This is a genomic window from Paracoccus sp. T5 (genome assembly GCF_048538155.2).
GTDB lineage: Bacteria > Pseudomonadota > Alphaproteobacteria > Rhodobacterales > Rhodobacteraceae > Paracoccus.
Genome location: NZ_JBLWIC020000002.1, coordinates 20,169 through 39,673 on the forward strand (window position 1 = coordinate 20,169; position 19,505 = coordinate 39,673).

Sequence of the window (19,505 nt, forward strand, 5' to 3'; positions counted from 1 at the left end):
GGCCGTGACTGCTGCGCCAGCCAATACTCGGGATATTGCCATCGTCGGTTTCGGGTTGGACCTGCCCGGGGCCAGGAACCCGGAGCAATATTGGGCCAACCTTCGGGACGGGATCGAATCGATCACCCGCCTGACCCCCGACGAACTGCGCGCCGCCGGCGAATCCGAGGCGCGCATCAACCATCCCGACTATGTTCCAGTGGCGGCGCGGCTGGACGGCTTTGACCATTTCGATGCCGAGTTCTTCGGCCTCAGCCCCAAGGATGCGGCGGTCATGGACCCGCAGCACCGCAAGTTCCTGGAAACCTGCTGGCATGCGCTTGAACATGCCGGGCACCGGCCGGACAGCCTGGGGGCGGTCGGGATCTGGGCCGGCTGCGGGATGGGGACATATTTCTCGGTCAACATCTGCTCGAACCGGGACCTGGTCGAGGAGACCGGGATGTTCCTGCTGCGCCATACCGGCAATGACAAGGACTTCCTAGCCACGCGGGTCAGCCATATCTTCGACCTCCGGGGGCCGAGCGTGTCGGTGCAAACCGCCTGTTCGACCTCGCTGGTGGCGGTCCACGCGGCCTGCCAGGCGCTGAATTCCGGCGACTGCGACGCGGCCCTGGCCGGCGGCGTCACGATCGAACTGCCGCATGGCCGCGGCTATGTCTTCAAACCCAACGAGATCCTGTCGCCCGACGGGCACTGCCGGGCCTTCGACCATCGCAGCGAAGGCACGGTCTTCGGCAGCGGGGCGGCCGTGGTGGTGCTGCGCCGGCTGGAGGACGCGATCGCAGATGGCGACCATATCTGGGGGGTGATTCGGGGCAGCGCCATCAACAACGATGGTTCGGCCAAGGCGGGCTACCTGGCGCCCTCGGTGGAAGGCCAGGCCGCAGCCATCGCCGAGGCGCATCTGATCGCCGGTGTGGACGCCTCGACCATCGACTATGTCGAGTGCCACGGCACCGGCACCCGGCTTGGCGACCCGATCGAGGTTGCCGCCCTGACCGAGGCCTTTGCCCTGGGGCAGGGCGGGGGGCGCACGGGCATCGGCTCGGTCAAGACGAATATCGGCCATACCGATACGGCAGCCGGCACCGCTGGCCTGATCAAGGTCGCGCTGTCGCTTCACCACAAGGAAATTCCTCCCAGCCTGGGCTTCGAGGCGCCGAACCCGGTGATCGATTTCGAAGGAACGCCGTTCCATGTCGTGGCCCGCCGCAGCCCTTGGCCCAGCCATCCGGATCGGCCGGCACGGGCCGCCGTGAACTCCCTGGGCGTGGGCGGCACCAATGCCCATGCGGTGATCGAGGCGGCGCCGCCGCGCCCCGCCGCCGAGCCCTGGGACTGGCCCGTGCAGCCGCTGGTCATCTCGGGGCGCAGCCGCGCGGCGCTGGATGCCAATTCCGCGGCCCTCGCCGCCTGGCTGCGGCATCATCCCGACGCCGATCTTGCCGATGTCGGCTTTACCCTGCAGCAGGGGCGCAAGCTCTTCGACAAGCGGCGCGTGCTGGTCGCCGCGACGGCGGCCGAGGCTGCCGACCTGCTGGAAAAGGGCGACACGCGCCGCGTCTTCAACCATGAACGCCCCGCGGCCGCACCGAAGCTGGCCTTCCTGTTCCCGGGCGGCGGTGCGCAGTCGATCCACATGGCCCGCGGGCTCTATGAAACCGAGCCGGTGTTCCGCGATTGGATGGAGCGCGGGCTGGCCGTGCTGGAACGCCTGACCGGGCGCGACCCGCGCGCCGTCTGGCTGCCCGAACCCGCCGAGGCGCAGGCCGCGACCGAGGCGCTGAACCGTCCTTCGGTCCAGCTGCCGCTGATCATGATCGTCGAATATGCCCTGGCGCAGCTGTGGATCAGCTGGGGCGCCGCCCCCCAGGCCGTCGCGGGCCATTCGATGGGCGAGAATACCGCCGCCTGCCTGGCCGGGGTCATGAGCTTTGAGGACTGCATCGCGCTGGTCGAACTGCGCGGCCGGCTGTTCGACCGCATCGCGCGGGGCGGGATGCTCAGCGTGCCCCTGCCTGCCGAGGAGTTGATGGCCGAGGCCGGGACCGGTCTGGACCTGGCGGCGGAAAACGCGCCGGGCCTTTCGGTCGCCTCGGGCCCGACGGATCTGATCGACGCGCTGCAGGCCAAGCTGGTCGCCCGCGGCATCGACTGCCAGCGCATCGCCATCGACATCGCGGCCCATTCCCGGATGCTGGAGCCGATCCTGCCCGAGTTCGAGGCCTTCCTGCGCGGCATCCGCCTGTCGCCGCCGCAGATCCCGATCCTGTCGAACCGGACCGGCACCTGGATGACCGACGCGCAGGCGACCGACCCGCGCTATTGGGTGGACCACCTGCGCCATCATGTCGACTTCCGCGGCTGCATCGCCACACTGCGCGAGGACCCCGCCCGGCTGTTCGTCGAGGTCGGGCCGGGCCGGGCCATGTCGGCCCTGGCGCAGGCCAATGGCGCCGCGCCCGACCGTGTCGTCAACACGCTGCGCCACCCCGAGCAGGCGATCGAGGATGACGCCTACTTCCTGATGGCCTTCGCGCGCCTGTCTGCCGCCGGGGTGCCCTTGGACTGGTCCCCGATCTGGGGCGAGGGCCGCCGCCGCGTGCCGCTGCCGGGCTACGTGTTCCAAAGCCGCCGCTATTTCATCGAACCTGCCTCGGGCGCGGCCGCGGCGACAGCCAATGATGACGCGCCGCTGCGTCTGCCCGACCCGTTGGGCTGGGCCTGGCGCCCGTCGTGGCGGCTCTCTGCGCCCGACGTCGAGCTGGATCACCAGGGGCGGCCGCAGGGCCCGCAGTCGCGCTTTCTGATCCTGGCCGATGACGGCGGGCTGGCCGACCGGGTGGGCGCGCGGCTGCGCGAGGCGGGGCACGAGGTGATCTGGCTGCGGCCGGGGGACTGCTTTGCCCAGACCGCCCCGGACGCCTTCATCGTCGCGCCCGAAAACGGTGCGGCCGATTTCGAACTGCTGGTGGCGGCGCTGGTGGCGCAGAACCGGCTGCCGCAGCGCATCGTCAGCTTCTGGCTGGTGCCTGACGCGGCGCGCGAGGGTGCGCGTGCAGGCTTCAGCCCCTTCCATCGGCACCTGGAGCAGGGCTTCAACACGGTCCTGCACCTGATCCGGGCCTTGGCCAACGAAGGCGGCGGACAGGAGGTCGATCTGGTGGCCGTCACTTCGGGCGCGGCGCGGGTGGGCGCCGAGCGCGTGCAGGCGCCCGAGAAGGCGATGATCCTGGGGCCGCTGGCCGTCGGGATGCGGGAATTCCCCTGGCTGGCCGCGCGCAGCATCGACCTGCCGCCGGCGGGTGATCCTGCCGCGCTGGCGGACCGGCTGGTCGAGGACCTGATGGACCCCGCGCCGCCCGCCCGCGCGGCCTGGCGCGATGGGCGCAGGCTGGCCCGGCACCTGGTGCCCGCCCCGCTTCCGCAGCTGGATGACATGCCGGCCTTCGGGCCGGATCGGACGGTGCTGATCACCGGCGGCCTGGGCGGCATCGCCCTGACGCTGGCCCGCCACATCACGGGGCAGGGGGCGGCGGTGGCCCTGCTGACCCGCCGCCCCCTGCCCCCCGAGGCGGAGTGGGAGGCCCGCATCGCCGCCGATCCCGACCATCGCCAGTCGCGCCAGATGGCGGCACTGCGGTCGCTGCGCGCGGGTGGCGCAAGGGTTTCGTGCGCCACGGCCGATGTGACCGACGCCGATGCGCTGGCGCAGGCGCTGGACCAGGTGCGCCGCGAACTGGGCCCGATCACGGACCTGATCCACGCCGCCGGCACGGTGGACGACGCCCCGATGCTGGCCAAGTCCAGTGCCGAGATCGAGGATGTCCTGGCCCCCAAGGTGCACGGCACTCGCAACCTGGCGATGGTCCTGGCCGATCGACCCGTTCAGCGGACGGTGCTGTTCTCCTCCACCTCGACCGAGATCGCTGCCGCGGGGCAGGTCGATTATGTTGCGGCCAACGAATACCTGAACGCGGTGGCCGGGGCGGGCATCCCCGCCTTTGGCCAGGTCGTCGCCGTCAACTGGGGCATCTGGGCCCAGATCGGCATGGCGGCCGAGGCCCTGTCGGGCCGCCGCGACGATCCCGCGCCGGAACCGGTCAGCCAGCCTCTGCTGGCCGCGCGCTTGCACGAACCGGGGGTCGAGCGGTTCACGGGGCGGCTGCGGTCGTCGGACTGGATCATCGCCGAACATCGCACCCGCGACGGACTGGCCCTGCTGCCGGGAACCGGGACGATCGAACTGGCCGCCGAGGCCTTGGAGGCCGCAGGTCGCCGGGCGCCTTGGGCGCTGCGGGACCTGACCTTCATGGACCCGCTGACGGTCGAGGACGGGGCCGAGCGCGAATTCACCGTGACCCTGACCCAAGGCGATGATGATACAGGGTTCCGGCTGGAGGCCGATTTCGGCGCGGGACCCGTCCCCGTGGCCGAGGGGCGGATCACCTCGGCCGACCGGGCGCGGCCGGTTCTGGACCTGCAGCGGCTGCGCGACAGCCTGCCCGTCGATCAGGCGCCGACCGGGCATGCCCTGGAATCCGCGCAAGAGGTGCAGATGGCCTTTGGCCCGCGCTGGCGGGTCCTGCGCGCGACATGGCTTTCGCGCGATCCGGCCCGTCGCGAAGGCTTAGCGGAACTGCACCTGCCCGAAAGCGGACTTTCCGATCTGGACCAGGGGTTCCTGCTGCACCCGGCGCTGATGGACATCGCGACGGGTTGGGCCATGGCGCTGATCCGGGGCTATGACCGCGCCCAGCTGTGGGTACCGCTCTCCTATCGGGCCCTGACGATGCATGCGCCGCTGCCGCCCCGGATTGCCAGCCATGTGCGGCTGAGCCACGATTCCGACGGCTATGCCAGCTTCGACGTGACGCTGACCGATCCGCAGGGTGTCGTGCTGGTCGAGGTCGAGGGACTGACCCTGCGGCGGCTGACCGCCGCCCCGGCCGTCCAGCTGACCGCGCGTCCGCCCGCGCCCCGGCCGGTGCAGCGGCCCGGCCAGGAGCGTCTGGCGCAGATGGTGTCCCAAGGGATTCCCCCCGATCAGGGTGGCAGGATGCTGGACCTGGCGCTGCGGGCCGGGCTGCCCCAGATCGCGATTTCCAGTTTGGACCTGCCCCAGCTGATCGCCCAGGAAACCCGCAGCAGCCGCGCGCGCGAGGCGGGCGCCAGCACCAGTTTCGAACGCCCGGAACTGGACAGCGACTTCGTCGAGCCCCGCACGGACCTGGAACGCAGCATTGCCGGCTTTTTCCGCGAGCTGCTGGGTGTGCAGCAGGTGGGGGTCGAGGACGGGTTCTTCGACCTCGGCGGCCACTCGCTGATCGCCGTGCGGCTGTTCGGGATGATCCGCAAGGCCTATGGTCTGGACCTGCCCCTGGCGACCCTGTTCGAGGCGCCCAATGTGGCGGCGCTGGCCGCACTGATCGAAACGCGGATCGGGCCGCGTCCCGAGGGTCAGGCCACGACATCGTCGGTGGCGGCAGCGCCTGCCGCGGACAAGGGCTTCACGCACCTGGTCCCGATGAGCCAGGGCGCTGCCGGGGGCGGCACGCCCCTGTTCATCGTGGCGGGCATGTTCGGCAACGTGCTGAACCTGCGCGCCCTGGCGCAGCGCCTGTCGCCTGACCGGCCGGTCTGGGGCCTGCAGGCCCGCGGCCTGTTCGGAGAGGCTGTGCCGCACGAGACCCTGGCCGAGGCCGCCGCGAGCTGCATCGAGGAAATCCGCCAGATCCAGCCCACCGGGGCCTATATGGTCGCAGGCTTTTCGGGCGGCGGACTGACCGCGCTGGAGATCGCCCGGCAGCTGGAAGAGGGCGGCGACAGCATCGCGCGGCTGGTCATGCTGGACACGCCGATCCCGATGCGGCCGACGCTCAGCCGTCGCGACCGGCTGATGATCCGCATGGCCGAGATCAGGGAAGAAGGTCCCGGCTTTGCGACCCGCTGGCTGCGGGAACGGCTGGCCTATGAACGTGCCCGCCGCCTGGCGGCACCGCAGGCCGAGGCGACCGGCTTTCACAACGCCGCCATCCATGCCGCCTTCCTGGGCGCCCTGCCGCGCTACGAGATGCGCCCGTGGGAGGGACCCGCGACGCTCTATCGACCGCGGCTGGACCGGCGGTTCAAGGTGTCGAACGGGAGGCATGTCAGCTCGGCCCGCGAGTATGTTTTCGCGGACAACCTCTGGACGCCCTGGATGCCCGACCTGACCGTGGTCGAGGTGCCGGGCGACCACGATTCGATGGTGCTGGAACCCTGCGTGCGGGTTCTGGCGGATCGGATGCGCCAGGAACTGGCCGCCGCGGATCGTGCGCAGCAGGCCAATGTGCAGCGGGCCGCACAATGAGCGGGGGGTCGGTGCATGTGATCATCCTCAACTGGCGCAGCGCACAGATGTCCCTGCGGTCGGCCGAGGCCGCGGTGGTGGCGATGGAGGGGATCGAGGGGGTCATCTCGCTGGTCGACAACGACTCGGGCGATGGCAGCTTCGAGACCATGCGCGAGGCGGCCGAGGCGCGGGGATGGACGGCGGGCGGCCGGCTGCGGGTGCTGCAATCGGGCCACAACGGCGGGTTCGGCGCTGGCAATAACGCCGCGTTGCGCGTCCCGCTGGCAAAGCCGGCCGATTTCGTGCTGATCGTCAATTCCGACGCCTTCCTGGAGCCCGAAACCGTGCGGCGGATGCGCGACCACATGCAGGCCAATCCCGCCATCGGCCTGCTGGGCTGCCGGGTCGTGGGCGAGGATGGCGGCCACCACTGCACGCATTTCCAGTTCCCCGGCGTCGCCAGCGAACTGGAGGATGCAGCCCGGACCGGGCCCATTACCCGCCTGCTGTCGCGGCATGTGGTGACACTGCCGATGCCGGGCAGCGCGGCACCGGTGGGCTGGGTCGCCGGGGCCGCGCTGATGCTGCGGGCCGAGGTGCTGACGCAGATCGGCGGATTTGACGAGGCGTTCTTCCTGTATTTCGAAGAGACGGACCTGTGCCTGCGCGCGGCGCGGGCGGGCTGGCCCACGCATTACCTGCCTGATGCCCGGATCGTGCATATCGGCTCGGTCAGCACGGGGATGAAGGACTGGTCGCTGCCACCCGACTACTGGTTCGCCTCGCGGGAACATTACTATCGCCGGAACCACGGCCGCGCCTATGCCCTTCTGGCGGTTACGGCGCATGTGGCGGGCCTGGCGGTCCGCCGCCTGCGCGCCTTGGGCCGCCCCGATCCCACCTTCCCGCGGGGGCAGACGCGGGCCCTGTTGCGCCATGCGCTGTCACCCGACCGACCCCGACAGATCTATCGACCGGAGAACCCCCGTGAACCAGCTTGAATTCGCTCTGATCGGCAATGCCTCTCTTGCGCTGGAGGCGGCCCGCATCCTGACGGGTCGCGGTCATGTGCTGCGGTCCTTCACGGTCGAGGACGCCGGATTGGCCGAGGCGGCGCGCGCCCAGGGTCTGCCGGTGGGGCCGGTCGTCGCCTGCGACTACCTGCTCAGCGTGGCCAACCTGGCGGTGATCCCCGAGCAGGTCCTGGCGCTGGCACGGCGGGGCGCGGTGAACTTTCACGACGGCCCGCTGCCCGAACGGGCCGGGCTGAACGCCCCGGTCTGGGCCCTGCTGGACGGAGAGACCGCCCATGCCATCACCTGGCACCGCATCGGCGGCGGCGTCGACGAGGGGCCGGTGCTGCTGCGCGTTCCGGTCGAGGTGGCGCCCGACGACACCGCCCTGACCCTGAACGCCCGATGCTGGGAAGCGGCGCTGCAGAGCCTGCCCGAGCTGATCGACATGCTGGAGCGGGGCGACGACCAAGGCCAGCCCCAGCCCCATGCCCCGCTGCGGCGGCACATGCGCATCGACCGTCCTGTTGGTGGCGCTGTCCTGGACTTCTCCGCCGACGCGCAGGACCAGGCGCGGCTTGTCCGGGCGCTGGACCACGGGCCCTATTGGAACCCGATGCTGCGCCCGCGGCTGCAGTTGCCGGATGGCCCGATGCTGGTGGGCGGCGCCAGCCCTGCCGCCCGGCCCGAAGGCGCGGCGGCGGCTGTTCCGGGCGAGGTTCTGGAAACAGGCCAGGACGACCTGCTGGTGGCCACCGCCAATGGTGGCGCGCTGGCCCTGTCCGGCCTGAGGGGCATGGACGGCCAGCCCCGGCCCCATGGCCTGTCCAAGGGCGACAGGCTGCCGGCAGGTCCGGGGCCCACCGAACTGGACGACGCCCTCCGCGCCGCCGCGCGGGATGAGCCCTTCTGGCGCCGCCGCATGGCCCGTCTGGCGCCGGTCGTCCTGCCCGAGGCCGTGGCGACCGATGCCGCACCCGACTGGCAGGAGGCACGGCTGGTGCTGCCGCAGGCGCTTGGCGCCGGCCGGGTGCTGGCCGCTGTGGTCGGGGCCTTGGCACGCATGACCGGCTCCACCTCGTTCGACATCGGGCTCTGCCCGCCTCTGCCCGCGATGGTGCGCGGACATTTGCTGGGCTTCCGCCCGCTTGCCGTCGAGACCGAGGACGAAACCCCTGCCTCGATCGCCGCGACGCTGGAACGCGACCTGTCGGATCTTCAGCGTCGCGGGCCGGTGCAGGCCGACCTGACCGCGCGCGCGCCCGAACTGGGACGCCCGGGCACGCCGGGCCTGGTGCTGGCAGGCTCGCCGGGTGACGCGCCGCAAGGCGCGGCCATCTGCCTGGCGCTGCCCGACAGCCCGCAATCCCAGGTGCAGGTCTGGTGGGATCGCGCCCGACTGCCCGAGGCCGCTTGGCGCGCGCTGGCGAACGTGGCCGAGGCCCTGGCGGCGGCCGATCCGTCGCTGCCGCTGGACCGGGCGCCAACCTTGCGCTCCGGCCAGGACCCGAAGGTCGCCCGCAACGGCGACATGGTGGGTCCGGATGGCCCGGCGACAATACAGCAGGCCTTTGCCGCGCAGGTGGTCCGGAACCCGCAGGCCGAGGCGCTGATCTTTCGCGACGAAAAGCTCAGCTATGCCGAGCTGGACCAGCGCGCCACGCGGCTTGCGCGGCAATTGGCGGCCTTGGGCGTGGGGCCGGGCGTTCCGGTCGGCCTGTTCGCACCGCGCGGGCTGGGGCTTGTGGTCGGGGCGCTGGCCATCCTCAAGGCCGGGGGCGCCTATGTGCCGCTGGACCCCGAATACCCGGCCGAGCGGCTGACGCATTACATCGCCGACAGCGGCGCCCTCGTCGTGCTGGCCGATCCCGCGATCCTCACGCGCCTGCCGTCACATGCCGCGCGCGTCCTGACGCTGGACGCCACCGGTCCCGAGGCCGAGCCGCAGCCGGCGCAGGGCAGCGATCTGGCCTATCTGATCTACACCTCGGGTTCGACCGGAACGCCCAAGGGCGTCATGGTGGAACACCGCAATGTCATCAACTTCTTCCACGGGATGGACCGCTCTATCGATGCTGAAGACCCGGGCACGTGGCTGGCGGTCACCAGCCTGTCCTTCGACATCTCGGTGCTCGAGATCTTCTGGACCCTGACGCGCGGCTGGCGCGTGGTCATCTCGGGCGATCTGCTGGGCGCGGCCCCCGAGGCCGGCACCGGGACGCGGCGTGGCACGCAGATGTCGCTCTATTACTGGGGCAACGACGACGGCGCCGGCCCGCGCAAGTACGAGCTGCTGCTGGAGGGCGCGCGCTTTGCCGACCGGAACGGCTTTGTCGCGGTCTGGACGCCCGAGCGTCACTTTCACGCCTTTGGCGGGCCTTACCCCAACCCCTCGGTCACCGGCGCCGCGGTGGCGGCGGTCACCGGCAATATCGGCGTGCGCGCAGGATCCTGTGTCGCACCGCTGCACCATACCGCCCGGATCGCCGAGGAATGGGCGGTGATCGACAACCTGACGAACGGCCGGGCGGGCATCGCCATCGCCTCGGGCTGGCAGCCCGACGACTTCATCCTGCAGCCACAGAACACACCGCCCGCCAACAAACCCGCGATGCTGCGCTGCATCGAGGACCTGCGCCGGCTGTGGCGCGGCGAGGCAGTCGAATTCCCGCGCGCCGACGGCACGCCCTTTGCGGTCGTGACGCAACCGCGTCCGGTGTCGGCCGAACTGCCGATCTGGGTGACGACGGCGGGCAATCCCGAGACCTGGCGCGAAGCCGGCCGGATCGGGGCCAATGTCCTGACGCATCTTCTGGGCCAGAGCATCGACGACATCGCGTCGCGCATCACGGAATACCATGCAGCACTGCGCGGGGCGGGGCATGACCCGGCGAAATTCACCGTGACGCTTATGCTGCACAGCTTCCTGGCGGACACGCGCGAGGCCTCGATGGAGGTGGCGCGGGGCCCGATGAAGGATTACCTGCGCGCCGCCGCCGCACTGGTCAAGCAATATGCTTGGGCCTTCCCGGCCTTCAAGAAACCGGCGGGGATCAGCGATCCCATGGCCATCGACCTGTCGGGCCTGTCCGAGGACGAGATGGAGGGCATCCTGGAATTCGCCTTCCTGCGCTATTTCAACGACAGCGGGCTTTTCGGCACGGTGGATGAGGCCGAGGCCCGGATCACGGCGCTGCGCCAGATCGGCGTGACCGAGATCGCCTGCCTGATCGACTATGGCATCCCGCCCGCGCAGGTTCTCGACAGCCTGTCGCACTTGGCCGTGCTGCATGACCGGGTGAACCCGCTCGTGGCCGAGGATGCCGATTATGGCATCGCAGGCCAGATCCGGCGGCATGGTGTCACGCATCTGCAGGCGACGCCCTCGATGGCGCGGCTGTTGCTGGAGGATGGCGCCTCGCGCGAGGCGATGTCGCAGTTGAAGCTGATCGCGCTTGGCGGCGAGGCGCTGAGCCCCGGGCTGCTGGCCGATCTGCGGGCGGCCAGCGGCGCGCGCATCCTGAACATGTACGGGCCGACCGAAACCACCATTTGGTCAGCGGTCGCGGACCTGGGGACCCAGGCTGACGAGGTCTGGCTGGGCGAGCCCATCGCCGCAACCAGCCTGCATCTGCGCGATCCGGGCGGCCAGCCCGTCGCGGACGGCGTGGCCGGAGAGTTGTGGATTGGCGGCGCCGGGGTCACGCGCGGCTACTGGAACCGCCAGGCCCAGACCGATGCGGCATTCCCGCAGACGCCCGAGGGGCGGCTTTACCGGACCGGCGACCTCTGCCGGCGCGACAGCAGGGGCCGGCTGCGCTTCCTGGGCCGCGTCGATCAGCAGGTCAAGCTGCGCGGCTACCGGATCGAGCTGGGCGAGATCGAGACCCGGCTGGCCCGCCTGCCGGGCGTGCGAGAGGTCGCGGTGGTGGCCCAGAGCAGCGGTGAGGGCGAGCGTCAGCTGATCGGGTACGTTACCGGGGATAGCGGGCTGGACCCGGCGGGGCTGCGCCAGGCGCTGTCCCGGGATCTGCCGGATTTCATGGTGCCGCTGCAGATCCACGTCTTGCAAGAGATGCCGCTGACGCCGAACCGCAAGATCGACCGCAAGTCCCTGGCGTCGTCCGGGGCGGTCGCCCCCGCGCGCCCTGCCGTCGCGCAGGCGGCGACGGTGCCGGCGCCCGCGGTCACTGCAACGGCATCGCCCGCAGCTGCGCCGCGGCAGGCTGACACCGGCACGGGCAATGCCGATCTGGAGGCCCGCATCGGGCGCGTGATGGCGACGATCCTGGGCCTGCCCGAGGTCCAGGGCGGCGACAACTTCTTCCAGCTGGGCGGCCATTCGCTGCTGGCGGTTCAGCTGCACCGCACTATCCGGGACGAGCTGGGCATCACCCGCAGTTCGATCACCGACATCTTCCGCTTTCCGGTGCTGCGGGATCTGGCATCGCATCTGGATCGGTCGGGGACCAAAGCGGCAGCGCCGCAAGCGCCGACCGGTCCGGTGGGCGCACCTGTCGCGGCTGCGCCAGCGGAACCCGCAGCGCCGCCTGCGGCCAATGACCTGATGGCGGCGCGCCGGGCCTTGCGTGCGCGGATCCGCCCGCAGGGATCGGGCGGGTGACCGTTCGCCCGACTTGCGTGATCCGGTCCCTCAGGGGGCCGGCGCGGCCGGTTGCCCTACTTGTATTCGATAAGCGTCCCGCGCCGGCCGCCAAGCCGGTTGCGGTAAAATTTGAGGGCGCCCATCGCCTCGGGGAACTTTCCCAGCAGGGAGAAGAAGGCGGGCGTGGCGCCCATGCGAAGCGCGAGGCGCAGGTATTGCGCCGGATAGGCCAGCAACAGCAGCAGCAGCAGCGGGTGCAGAAAGATCGCCCCCAGCACGGCCGCGGCAGGCAGGGCCAGGCCCCAGGCCAGGGCCCGGCGCGTTTCGGTGCGCCAATGCCGCTCTGGCGGGGCGCCATGCAGCGCCGCGCCTTCGGCGAATGCATGACCGGCCCGCTTGCTGCGCTGCCACCATTGGCCAAAGCGCATCAGGTTGGCGTCATGGCGGGTCATCTCGACCGGAAGCCGACTGATGCGCCACCCTGCCGCCCGCAGGCGCACGCACATCTCGGGCTCTTCTCCGGCGATCAGCGAATCGCGAAAGCCCCCGACGCCCGTGACCGCCTCGTGGCGGATCAGCATGTCGCCACCCACGGCGCGCGCCTCGCCGACAGGCGTGTCCCATTCCGCATCGCACAACCGGTTATAGATCGAGCGGTCGGGATGGATCTCGCGCCGCCGGCCGGCGACGACGCCGAGACCCGGGTCGCCGCGCAACGCAGTCAGCGCCGCCGGCAGCCATTCGGGCTGCAGCACGCAGTCGCCGTCCAGGAACTGCACGAAGTCAGGGGGATCACCGGCCAGCGCGGCCAGACCCGTATTGCGGGCACGTGCGGCGGTGAAGGGCAGGGACATGTCCAGCGACAGCACGGTCGCACCCTGTGCGCGCGCATGATCCGGACTGCCGTCCGTGGATCCGGAATCAACGTAGACAATGCGGCCGACCTGGTCGGACAAAGCCGAAAGACAGGCTTTCAGACGCTCTCCCTCATTGCGGCCGATCACGACTGCGGCCACGATATTGTTTTTGACGGATGTGTTGGAAGTTGCGGACAATCTGATCTGCTTCATGCAATGCACAAGGCGATATGATACGAAAGATTGACGGGACGGAAGAAAGAAATTGGGTATGGACGGAGCTGGCAGTCACAGCAACCTGCAGGCGCAGACATGGGCGGACCTGCCACGGATCGAGTTGCCGCAAAAGGCAGGCCTGCGTGCGGCCATCGCCGACGCGCAAAATCCCGACCGGGCGGAAGCCTATGATCTGCTGCGAACGCGCGTCCTGCCGGAGGCAAGCGCGCGCAACTGGAACCGCATCGGCGTCAGCCAGGCACGACCGGGTCCGGCGGCGCCTCTGACGGCCCTGAACCTGGCTCTGTCCGAGGCGCGGCGCCCCGAGCGCCGGGTGACGCTGGTCGATCTGGATTTTTCGCGCCAGCCGATCCGGACGCGCCTTGGACAGCCTGCCCCCGCGGCGCGGCAGAGGGTTCACATGGCTCGCCTGACAGAGCAGTTGGCCCTCGTCACGATCGATGCGGCGGCGACCGAAGCCGCGACGCTGCTGCTGGACCAGACCTTCCGCATGGAACTGGAAGTCGCCCAGACTTCGCTGGCGCCGCACTTCACGATCCTGCACCTGCCTCCGATCCTCCAGGGCGATGCCGGGCTGGCGGCTTTGCCGCTGGTCCAGTCGGTGCTGCTGGCCATCGACGGCCGCAAGGACAGGGCGGCCGATCTGCGCCGCTGCGAGGCCTATGTGACCCCCAGTTGCCCCCTGCTGGGGCTGTTCCTGCATGATGGCGAGGCTTGAATGGGACCGATAGTCGGATGGCACGAGTTCATCGGAATGCTGCGGCGCCGGGGTCCGGTGATGGCCGCCATACTGGTGATCTGTATCCTGGCCGCCCTGATGATGGCCATGGCGCTGCCGCGCGCCTATCAGTCGATCGCGGTGATCCAGGTCCAGCCCACCCTGCTCAGCGGGGGGCTGGACAGCGAGGACACGGCCAATCGGCTGCGCCTCATCGAGCAGCGGATCATGGCGCGCAGCAATGTTCTGGACATGATGTCGCGCTACAATCTTTATGACGCTGCGCCCGACCTGAGCGAGGATCAGCGAGTGGGTCAGTTCCGCGAGGATATCCGGATCAACTTCATTCCCGCAGTCGGGGGAATTCCCGGCGCCGAGATGGACGTCTCGGCCATGCAGGTGACCGTGCGGGCCGGCCGCTCGGCCGATGCCGCCAATCTCGCCAACGACATCTCGCGCCAGATCCTGTCCGGCAATGCGCAGGCCCGTGGCAGGCGGTTGGCCGAACTGATCGACACGCTGGAATCCGAGGACCGGCGCGTGCTGCAGGAGATTGCCGCGCTGGAGGCGGAGGTTGCCGCCTTCAGGAACGCCAATGTCGAGCGGATGCCGGAGAACTTGGAATATCTGATGGCCGAGCAGACGCGGCTGGAAAGCCAGCGCTCGGAGCTGATCCGATCGCTGCAGGAGCTGGAGCGGGAGCGTCTGGCCCTGGAGGTCGGGACGGCTGAAACGGGGCGCCCGGCGCCGGTCGCCCAGCAGTTGCGCGTCCTCGAGGTGGATCTGGCGCAGGCTCGGCGGACCCTGGCACCCGACCATCCCGAGGTGCAGCGGCTGGAGCGTGAAATCGCCTCCTTGCGTGCGGGGGAGCAGCAACTGCTTGCGCCCGGGCTCAGCCGGCAGGTCAACCTGATCCGCGACCAGGTCGCTGCTCTCGAACTTGAACGCGCGGATGTCGAGCGGCGGCTGCCGATCGTCAAGGCCCATATCGCCGGTATCCCCGCTGTGGCGGAACAGCTGGCTGACTATGCACGGCAGCAGGCGGCGCTGGAAGTGCCCCGCGCCGCCATCGCCGAGCGCCTGTCGCAGGCCCAATTGGACCAGCGTCTGGTTTCGGGCGATTACGGGCAGCAGATGGTGCTTCTGGAAAGTGCGACCGAGGCACAGTATCCGATGAGTTCCGGCAGGCGGCGCGTCGCAGTGCTGGGTTTGGGCCTCAGCCTCGCCCTGTCGCTTCTGAGCGGTTTTGCCTTGGAAATGGCGCGGCCGGTTTTGCGAACGCGCTCCCAGGTCAAGAAGTTCCTGGGAGTCGAGCCGATTTCCATGTCGCTTTATCGGCCATCGACGCGGGCGCAGTTGGTGCAACGCTTCCGGGACGTCACAAGCCTGGTCATTCTGGGCGCTGGCGGGGCGTTGGCGGCCACCATCGTCCTGCAGGGCGGAGGCTGAGCCGCCCCACCAGACATCTTCCCAGGTGCTTTGGGTGGCGAAGGGTTCCGGGAGCCAGGAAAGGCTCCCGGTCCGCTGTCAGGTAAAGTCGAAAACCCCATCCAGAAGGACGCTGTCGCCGCCCCCCAGGTTCAGCAGCGTCCCGTCCTGCGTCTGCGCGACGGAATAGCGCCGCCCCCCCAGATCAAGAACATCGAGGCCCTCCTCGAAGCCGTAGACGGTGTCCTGTCCGTCACCAGAGCGGAAGTTCAGCACGTCGCGATACCCGTCGCCCCCGCTCCCGCCGCCGGCCCAGATCAGGTCGTCGCCCTGACCGCCACGGATCGTGTCGCTGCCCTCGCAGCCGTCGAGGGTATCGTCACCGACGCTGCCGATCAGCCGGTCGTTGCCCCACCGCGTGTTGAAATTCACGCCGATGCCGGTCGACGAGACATTGGCACCGGAGGCATCAACCGTATCGTTTCCGGCATGGGTCCAGCCCAGTTCGAAACCGGCAAAGCGCAGGCTTGCCGTGTCGAACACGCCCGACCTGGCGGTTCCTGCAAAGCTGCCGCCCGTGTTGATCGCGTTGATGGTGACCGATGCCCCCTCGATCCCCACGGCGTCGTTCTGGGGGTTGAGGTCGCCGCGTTTGATCCAGATGTTGATCAGGTCGTTCCCCGAGCCGCCGTAGATGGTGTCATTGCCCGGGTTGTGCAGGCTGTCACCGTTGCCCCACCGGATGTTCTCGTTGCCGGCGCCGCCATAGATCAGGTCGTCCCCGGTGCTGGAGTGGATGAAGTCGTCACCCGTGAAGGCCCGGATCGTGTCATTCCCGGATCCGCCGTCGATGATGTCGTCGTAACGCGAACCGATGATGCTGTCGTTGCCCGCCCCGGTGAAGACGGAAATGCCGTGACCCGGCAATCCCCGGCCGCTGGCATTCATTCCGGCGTCTCGCGCGAAGACGAAGTCGTCACCCGAGGTGCCATGAAGCCGCTCGATGCCGGTGAAGTCCAGGCTGTTCCCGCCAATCCGCACCTGGCCGCTGTCGGTCGCGGACATGGTGATGGTCGCGCCGCGGCTTCCTTCCAAAAACAGCCGGTCGCCACCCGGATTTCCGGGGCTGTAGGGGTTCGCGTCGAACCGCTCGCCGCCGGTTCCTCCGTGATAGGTATGGTTGCCCATCCCGTCGCGCCAGTAGAAGGTGTCGAGGCCTTCCAGACCCCAGACGACGTCGGACTGGCTTGTGCCCCGCAGGGCTTCGTCACTGTTCGTTCCCCAGATCGTCGGCATTGTTCCCGCCTCTTGTGAAAATTCCTTCCTCGGGAACTAGGGCAAGATGATTAGGGAAGCGTTAAGAAATTTCCGGCTCGCCACGAACGCGCGAGAAGTCGCAAGAACGGCTGTCCGGCCAAGCGATATTCCGCATTAGAGCGGACATTAGGTGTTGCCCCTGGATATCCGGCCCGCGAAGTGGCACGCCTCTTGCCAGCCGCAGCGGCGCCTTTTTGCCACAGCCGGCAAAAAATCTCTCACCCGTGACGGATCATGTCCAGCAGGAGGCGGGCGTTCAGGCGGCGGTCGAATCGGTCCAGGGCAGTCCGTCGGGCCGCATAACCGATCCTCCGGGCAAGGTCAGGGTCCGAAATCAGGCGCGACAGGCATGTGGCGATGCCCGCGATATCGCGCTGCTCGACCAGGAACCCGTCGACGCCGTCGGTGATCATGTCAGGGGTGCCGCCGATGCGCGAACAGATCACGGGCAAGCCACAGGCCATCGCTTCCATGACCGTCACGGGCGCGGCTTCGCCCTGGCCGAAGGAACTGAGGATCAGGGCATCCGCCGCGTGCAGCAGGGTGAGGATGTCGGCCTCTCCCAAGGCGCCGGTCATCTGGACCTGGTCGGACAGGCGCAGCCGCGCGACCTCTTCCTCGATCTGCGCGCGGTCGGGACCATCGCCGGCGATCCGGTAGCGGACAGAAATCCCCCGGTCCCTCAGCATCGCCACGGCGCCAAGAGCATAGCGATGGCCCTTCATGTGGTTCAGGCGCGCGACGGTCGCGATGGTGAAGATCGCGTTCGCCGGCCGTGCGGCCGGCCGGAACCTGTCGCAATCGACGCCCATCCAGATGACCGGGGCATCGGTCGCCGGACTGACCTCGGCGATCTGCTGCGCCAGCGGACGCGTGACGGCCGCCACGAAGCACGCGCGCGCCATCTTGGCCGCATGGTCCACGCCGTAGACGGGCAGGTCGCCATGCAGCGTCAGGCTGTAGGGCAGGTCGCCGATGATCTGCGCCAGCGCGCCCAGATGGGCGGCATTGGCGCAGGAATGAATGTGAAGATGCGACACCCCGTGACGGCGCGCGTCCTGGACCAGCGCCGCCGCCGAGGGGATGAGGGCCATCAGCTTCAGCCTTTCCTTGGCAGGGCTTTCGGCCAGCGATCTGACATAGGCGACGGCCTGCATCATCCGCCGGGGGTGGATCGCAAGCTGGGCGGTGGCGCCGATGCCGGGCGGAAAGACATAGGTCGTGCGCGCGGCAGCCTCGGCGGCAAAGGGGTGGGGGCAGGATCCCGGCGCGGGGCGACGGGTGGAATAGATCCTGACCGGCGTTCCCTCATCCTCGATGGCGCCGATCTCTCGCCAGAAGAAGGCATGCGTCTGGCCCGGGAACTCCGGAACCATGTATCCAAGTGTCACCGATGGTTCCTCCGACAGCCGCGGCCCGAGGGCCGGCCCCTCTCCATGCTTGGATGTGACAGGCGGCACGGGCCGGCGATGATGAACATGGTTTCGACCCGCAGCCTGAGTTACTGTCGCGCTGATTGTCGGGGTTTGGCCCGGCGGTATCAAGCACCTTCGGAAAGCGTTGTTCATGTCCCCGTTTCGACCCCGTGTTCTTGTCATAGCGGAAGCCGCCAATCCGGAATGGGTGTCGGTCCCGCTGGTGGGCTGGTCGCTGGCCTCGGCGCTGCGTCAGCGGGCGGACGTGCATATCGTGACCCAGGTGCGCAACCGAGATGCCTTCCTGCGGGCGGGCCTGATCGAGGACCGGGATTTCACCGCCATCGACAGCGAGGCGGTTGCCGCGCCGCTTTACCGGCTGGCCGAGGTGCTGCGCATGGGGAAGGGTCGTGGCTGGACGACGGTGTCCGCCATCGCGGCGCTCAGCTATCCCTATTTCGAACGGCTCCTGTGGCAGCGGTTCGGCCCCGACATCCGGGCCGGTCGTTATGACATCGTCCATCGGATCACGCCGTTGTCGCCCACGGCCTCGTCGCCCGTGGCGGCCAAGGTCGCGGCGGCGGGGGTGCCCTTCGTCCTGGGGCCGCTGAACGGGGGCGTGCCCTGGCCCAAGGGCTTCGAGGCCGAGCGCCGGCGCGAGCGCGAGTGGCTGTCCTACATCCGCGGGGTCTACAAGCTCAACCCGCAGATCCGCCGGACGCTGTCGGCGGCGTCGCTGATCATCGCCGGCTCGCGCCACACCGCAAGCGAGGTTCCCGCGGCGTTTCGGGACAAGGTCGTCTGGCTGCCCGAAAACGCCATCGACCCGTCACGCTTCAACCTGGTCGCGCGGCAGGACCTGGGCCTTCCGCTGCGGGCCTGCTTTGTCGGGCGGCTGGTCCCTTACAAGGGACCGCAGATCCTGCTGGACGCCATCGCACCCTTTGCGCGGGAGGGGCGGATGGTGCTGGACGTCGTGGGCGACGGGCCGATGCTGGACGAATTGCGCGAGCAGGCGGCCCGGATCGGGATCCAGAACAAGGTCACCTTCCATGGCGCGCTGCCCCATCACCGGGTGCAGGAAATCCTGTCAGGGGCGAACCTGCTGACCTTCCCCTCGATCCGCGAATTCGGCGGCGGCGTGGTTCTGGAGGCGATGGCCCTGGGGGTGGTGCCGATGGTGGTCGACTATGCCGGGCCCGGAGAACTGGTGACGGACCAGGTCGGCTTTGCCATCCCCCTCGGCACCCGCGCAGAGATCACCGCAGGCATGACCGCGATGCTGGCAGGGGTGCTGGAGGACCCTTCCGTGCTGACCGCAAAGGCCGCGGCAGCGCGACATCAGGTCCAGATCCAGTTCACCTGGGATGCGAAAGCCGCCCGGATCGTCGACCTCTACCAAGGCCTGCTGGAGCGGCGCGCCCCGGCCTGACTGCCGTCGTCTCCGCCGCATCTTTGAGCGCGCGGAGCGACAGGAAGTTAGCCATTTCCGAAGTCAGATGCCGTTTCCGATATGCGGATGGCGGATTTTGTCATTTTACCATCATGTCCGGCAGTTGCTATGGTCCTGTCATGCC

Annotated in this window: 9 protein-coding genes; 6 read left to right on the forward strand and 3 right to left on the reverse strand. The window is 69.2% G+C overall.

Features of this window, described 5'->3' with window-relative positions:
• Positions 1-4: 4 nt before the first annotated feature.
• The 3 genes from ACNR9W_RS15830 to ACNR9W_RS15840 are packed head-to-tail and all read left to right on the forward strand — an operon-like array spanning position 5 to position 11,974.
• Entirely contained in the window at positions 5-6,355 is a 6,351-nt protein-coding gene (locus ACNR9W_RS15830) for a type I polyketide synthase (RefSeq protein WP_419269435.1), read from the forward strand.
• Positions 6,352-7,338, forward strand: coding sequence for a glycosyltransferase family 2 protein (locus tag ACNR9W_RS15835; protein ID WP_419269434.1), 987 nt, complete (start codon positions 6,352-6,354; stop codon positions 7,336-7,338). Before ACNR9W_RS15830 ends, ACNR9W_RS15835 begins: the two co-directional genes overlap by 4 nt.
• On the forward strand, positions 7,325-11,974 hold the full coding sequence (locus ACNR9W_RS15840; protein WP_419269433.1) for a MupA/Atu3671 family FMN-dependent luciferase-like monooxygenase: 4,650 nt from the start codon (positions 7,325-7,327) through the stop codon (positions 11,972-11,974). The genes ACNR9W_RS15835 and ACNR9W_RS15840 overlap by 14 nt, the downstream gene beginning before the upstream one ends.
• Before the next feature lie 56 nt (positions 11,975-12,030).
• On the opposite strand, the gene ACNR9W_RS15845 is transcribed toward ACNR9W_RS15840, so the two are convergent.
• Positions 12,031-13,026, reverse strand: a complete 996-nt coding sequence (locus ACNR9W_RS15845) for a glycosyltransferase family 2 protein (protein ID WP_419269432.1) — start codon at positions 13,024-13,026, stop codon at positions 12,031-12,033.
• A 58-nt stretch (positions 13,027-13,084) separates the two neighbouring features.
• On the opposite strand from ACNR9W_RS15845, the gene ACNR9W_RS15850 reads away from it, so the two are divergent.
• Together ACNR9W_RS15850 and ACNR9W_RS15855 are read left to right on the forward strand one after the other, a co-directional pair.
• Entirely contained in the window at positions 13,085-13,768 is a 684-nt protein-coding gene (locus ACNR9W_RS15850) for a P-loop NTPase family protein (protein WP_419269431.1), read from the forward strand.
• Positions 13,769-15,217: a GumC domain-containing protein gene (locus ACNR9W_RS15855; RefSeq protein WP_419269430.1), complete on the forward strand. Its 1,449-nt coding sequence runs from the start codon at positions 13,769-13,771 to the stop codon at positions 15,215-15,217. It begins immediately after the preceding gene.
• Between the two features lie 78 nt (positions 15,218-15,295).
• Here the strand turns inward: ACNR9W_RS15855 and ACNR9W_RS15860 are convergent, their stop codons facing one another.
• Positions 15,296-16,492, reverse strand: a complete 1,197-nt coding sequence (locus ACNR9W_RS15860) for a calcium-binding protein (protein WP_419269429.1) — start codon at positions 16,490-16,492, stop codon at positions 15,296-15,298.
• 239 nt (positions 16,493-16,731) lie between these two features.
• A complete protein-coding gene (locus ACNR9W_RS15865) occupies positions 16,732-17,904 on the reverse strand; it encodes a glycosyltransferase family 4 protein (RefSeq protein ID WP_419269427.1) in 1,173 nt (390 codons plus the stop codon).
• A 175-nt stretch (positions 17,905-18,079) separates the two neighbouring features.
• Here ACNR9W_RS15865 and ACNR9W_RS15870 point away from each other — a divergent pair, with 175 nt between their 5' ends.
• Positions 18,080-19,360: a glycosyltransferase gene (locus tag ACNR9W_RS15870; protein WP_419269425.1), complete on the forward strand. Its 1,281-nt coding sequence runs from the start codon at positions 18,080-18,082 to the stop codon at positions 19,358-19,360.
• Positions 19,361-19,505 lie beyond the last annotated feature (145 nt).

Coding starts and splice junctions, on each gene's coding strand:
- ACNR9W_RS15835 (WP_419269434.1), top strand. CDS start 6,352: ATGAGCGGGGGGTCGGTGCATGTGATCATCCTCAACTGGCGCAGCGCA.
- ACNR9W_RS15845 (WP_419269432.1), bottom strand. CDS start 13,026: ATGAAGCAGATCAGATTGTCCGCAACTTCCAACACATCCGTCAAAAAC.
- ACNR9W_RS15850 (WP_419269431.1), top strand. CDS start 13,085: ATGGACGGAGCTGGCAGTCACAGCAACCTGCAGGCGCAGACATGGGCG.
- ACNR9W_RS15855 (WP_419269430.1), top strand. CDS start 13,769: ATGGGACCGATAGTCGGATGGCACGAGTTCATCGGAATGCTGCGGCGC.
- ACNR9W_RS15860 (WP_419269429.1), bottom strand. CDS start 16,492: ATGCCGACGATCTGGGGAACGAACAGTGACGAAGCCCTGCGGGGCACA.
- ACNR9W_RS15870 (WP_419269425.1), top strand. CDS start 18,080: ATGTCCCCGTTTCGACCCCGTGTTCTTGTCATAGCGGAAGCCGCCAAT.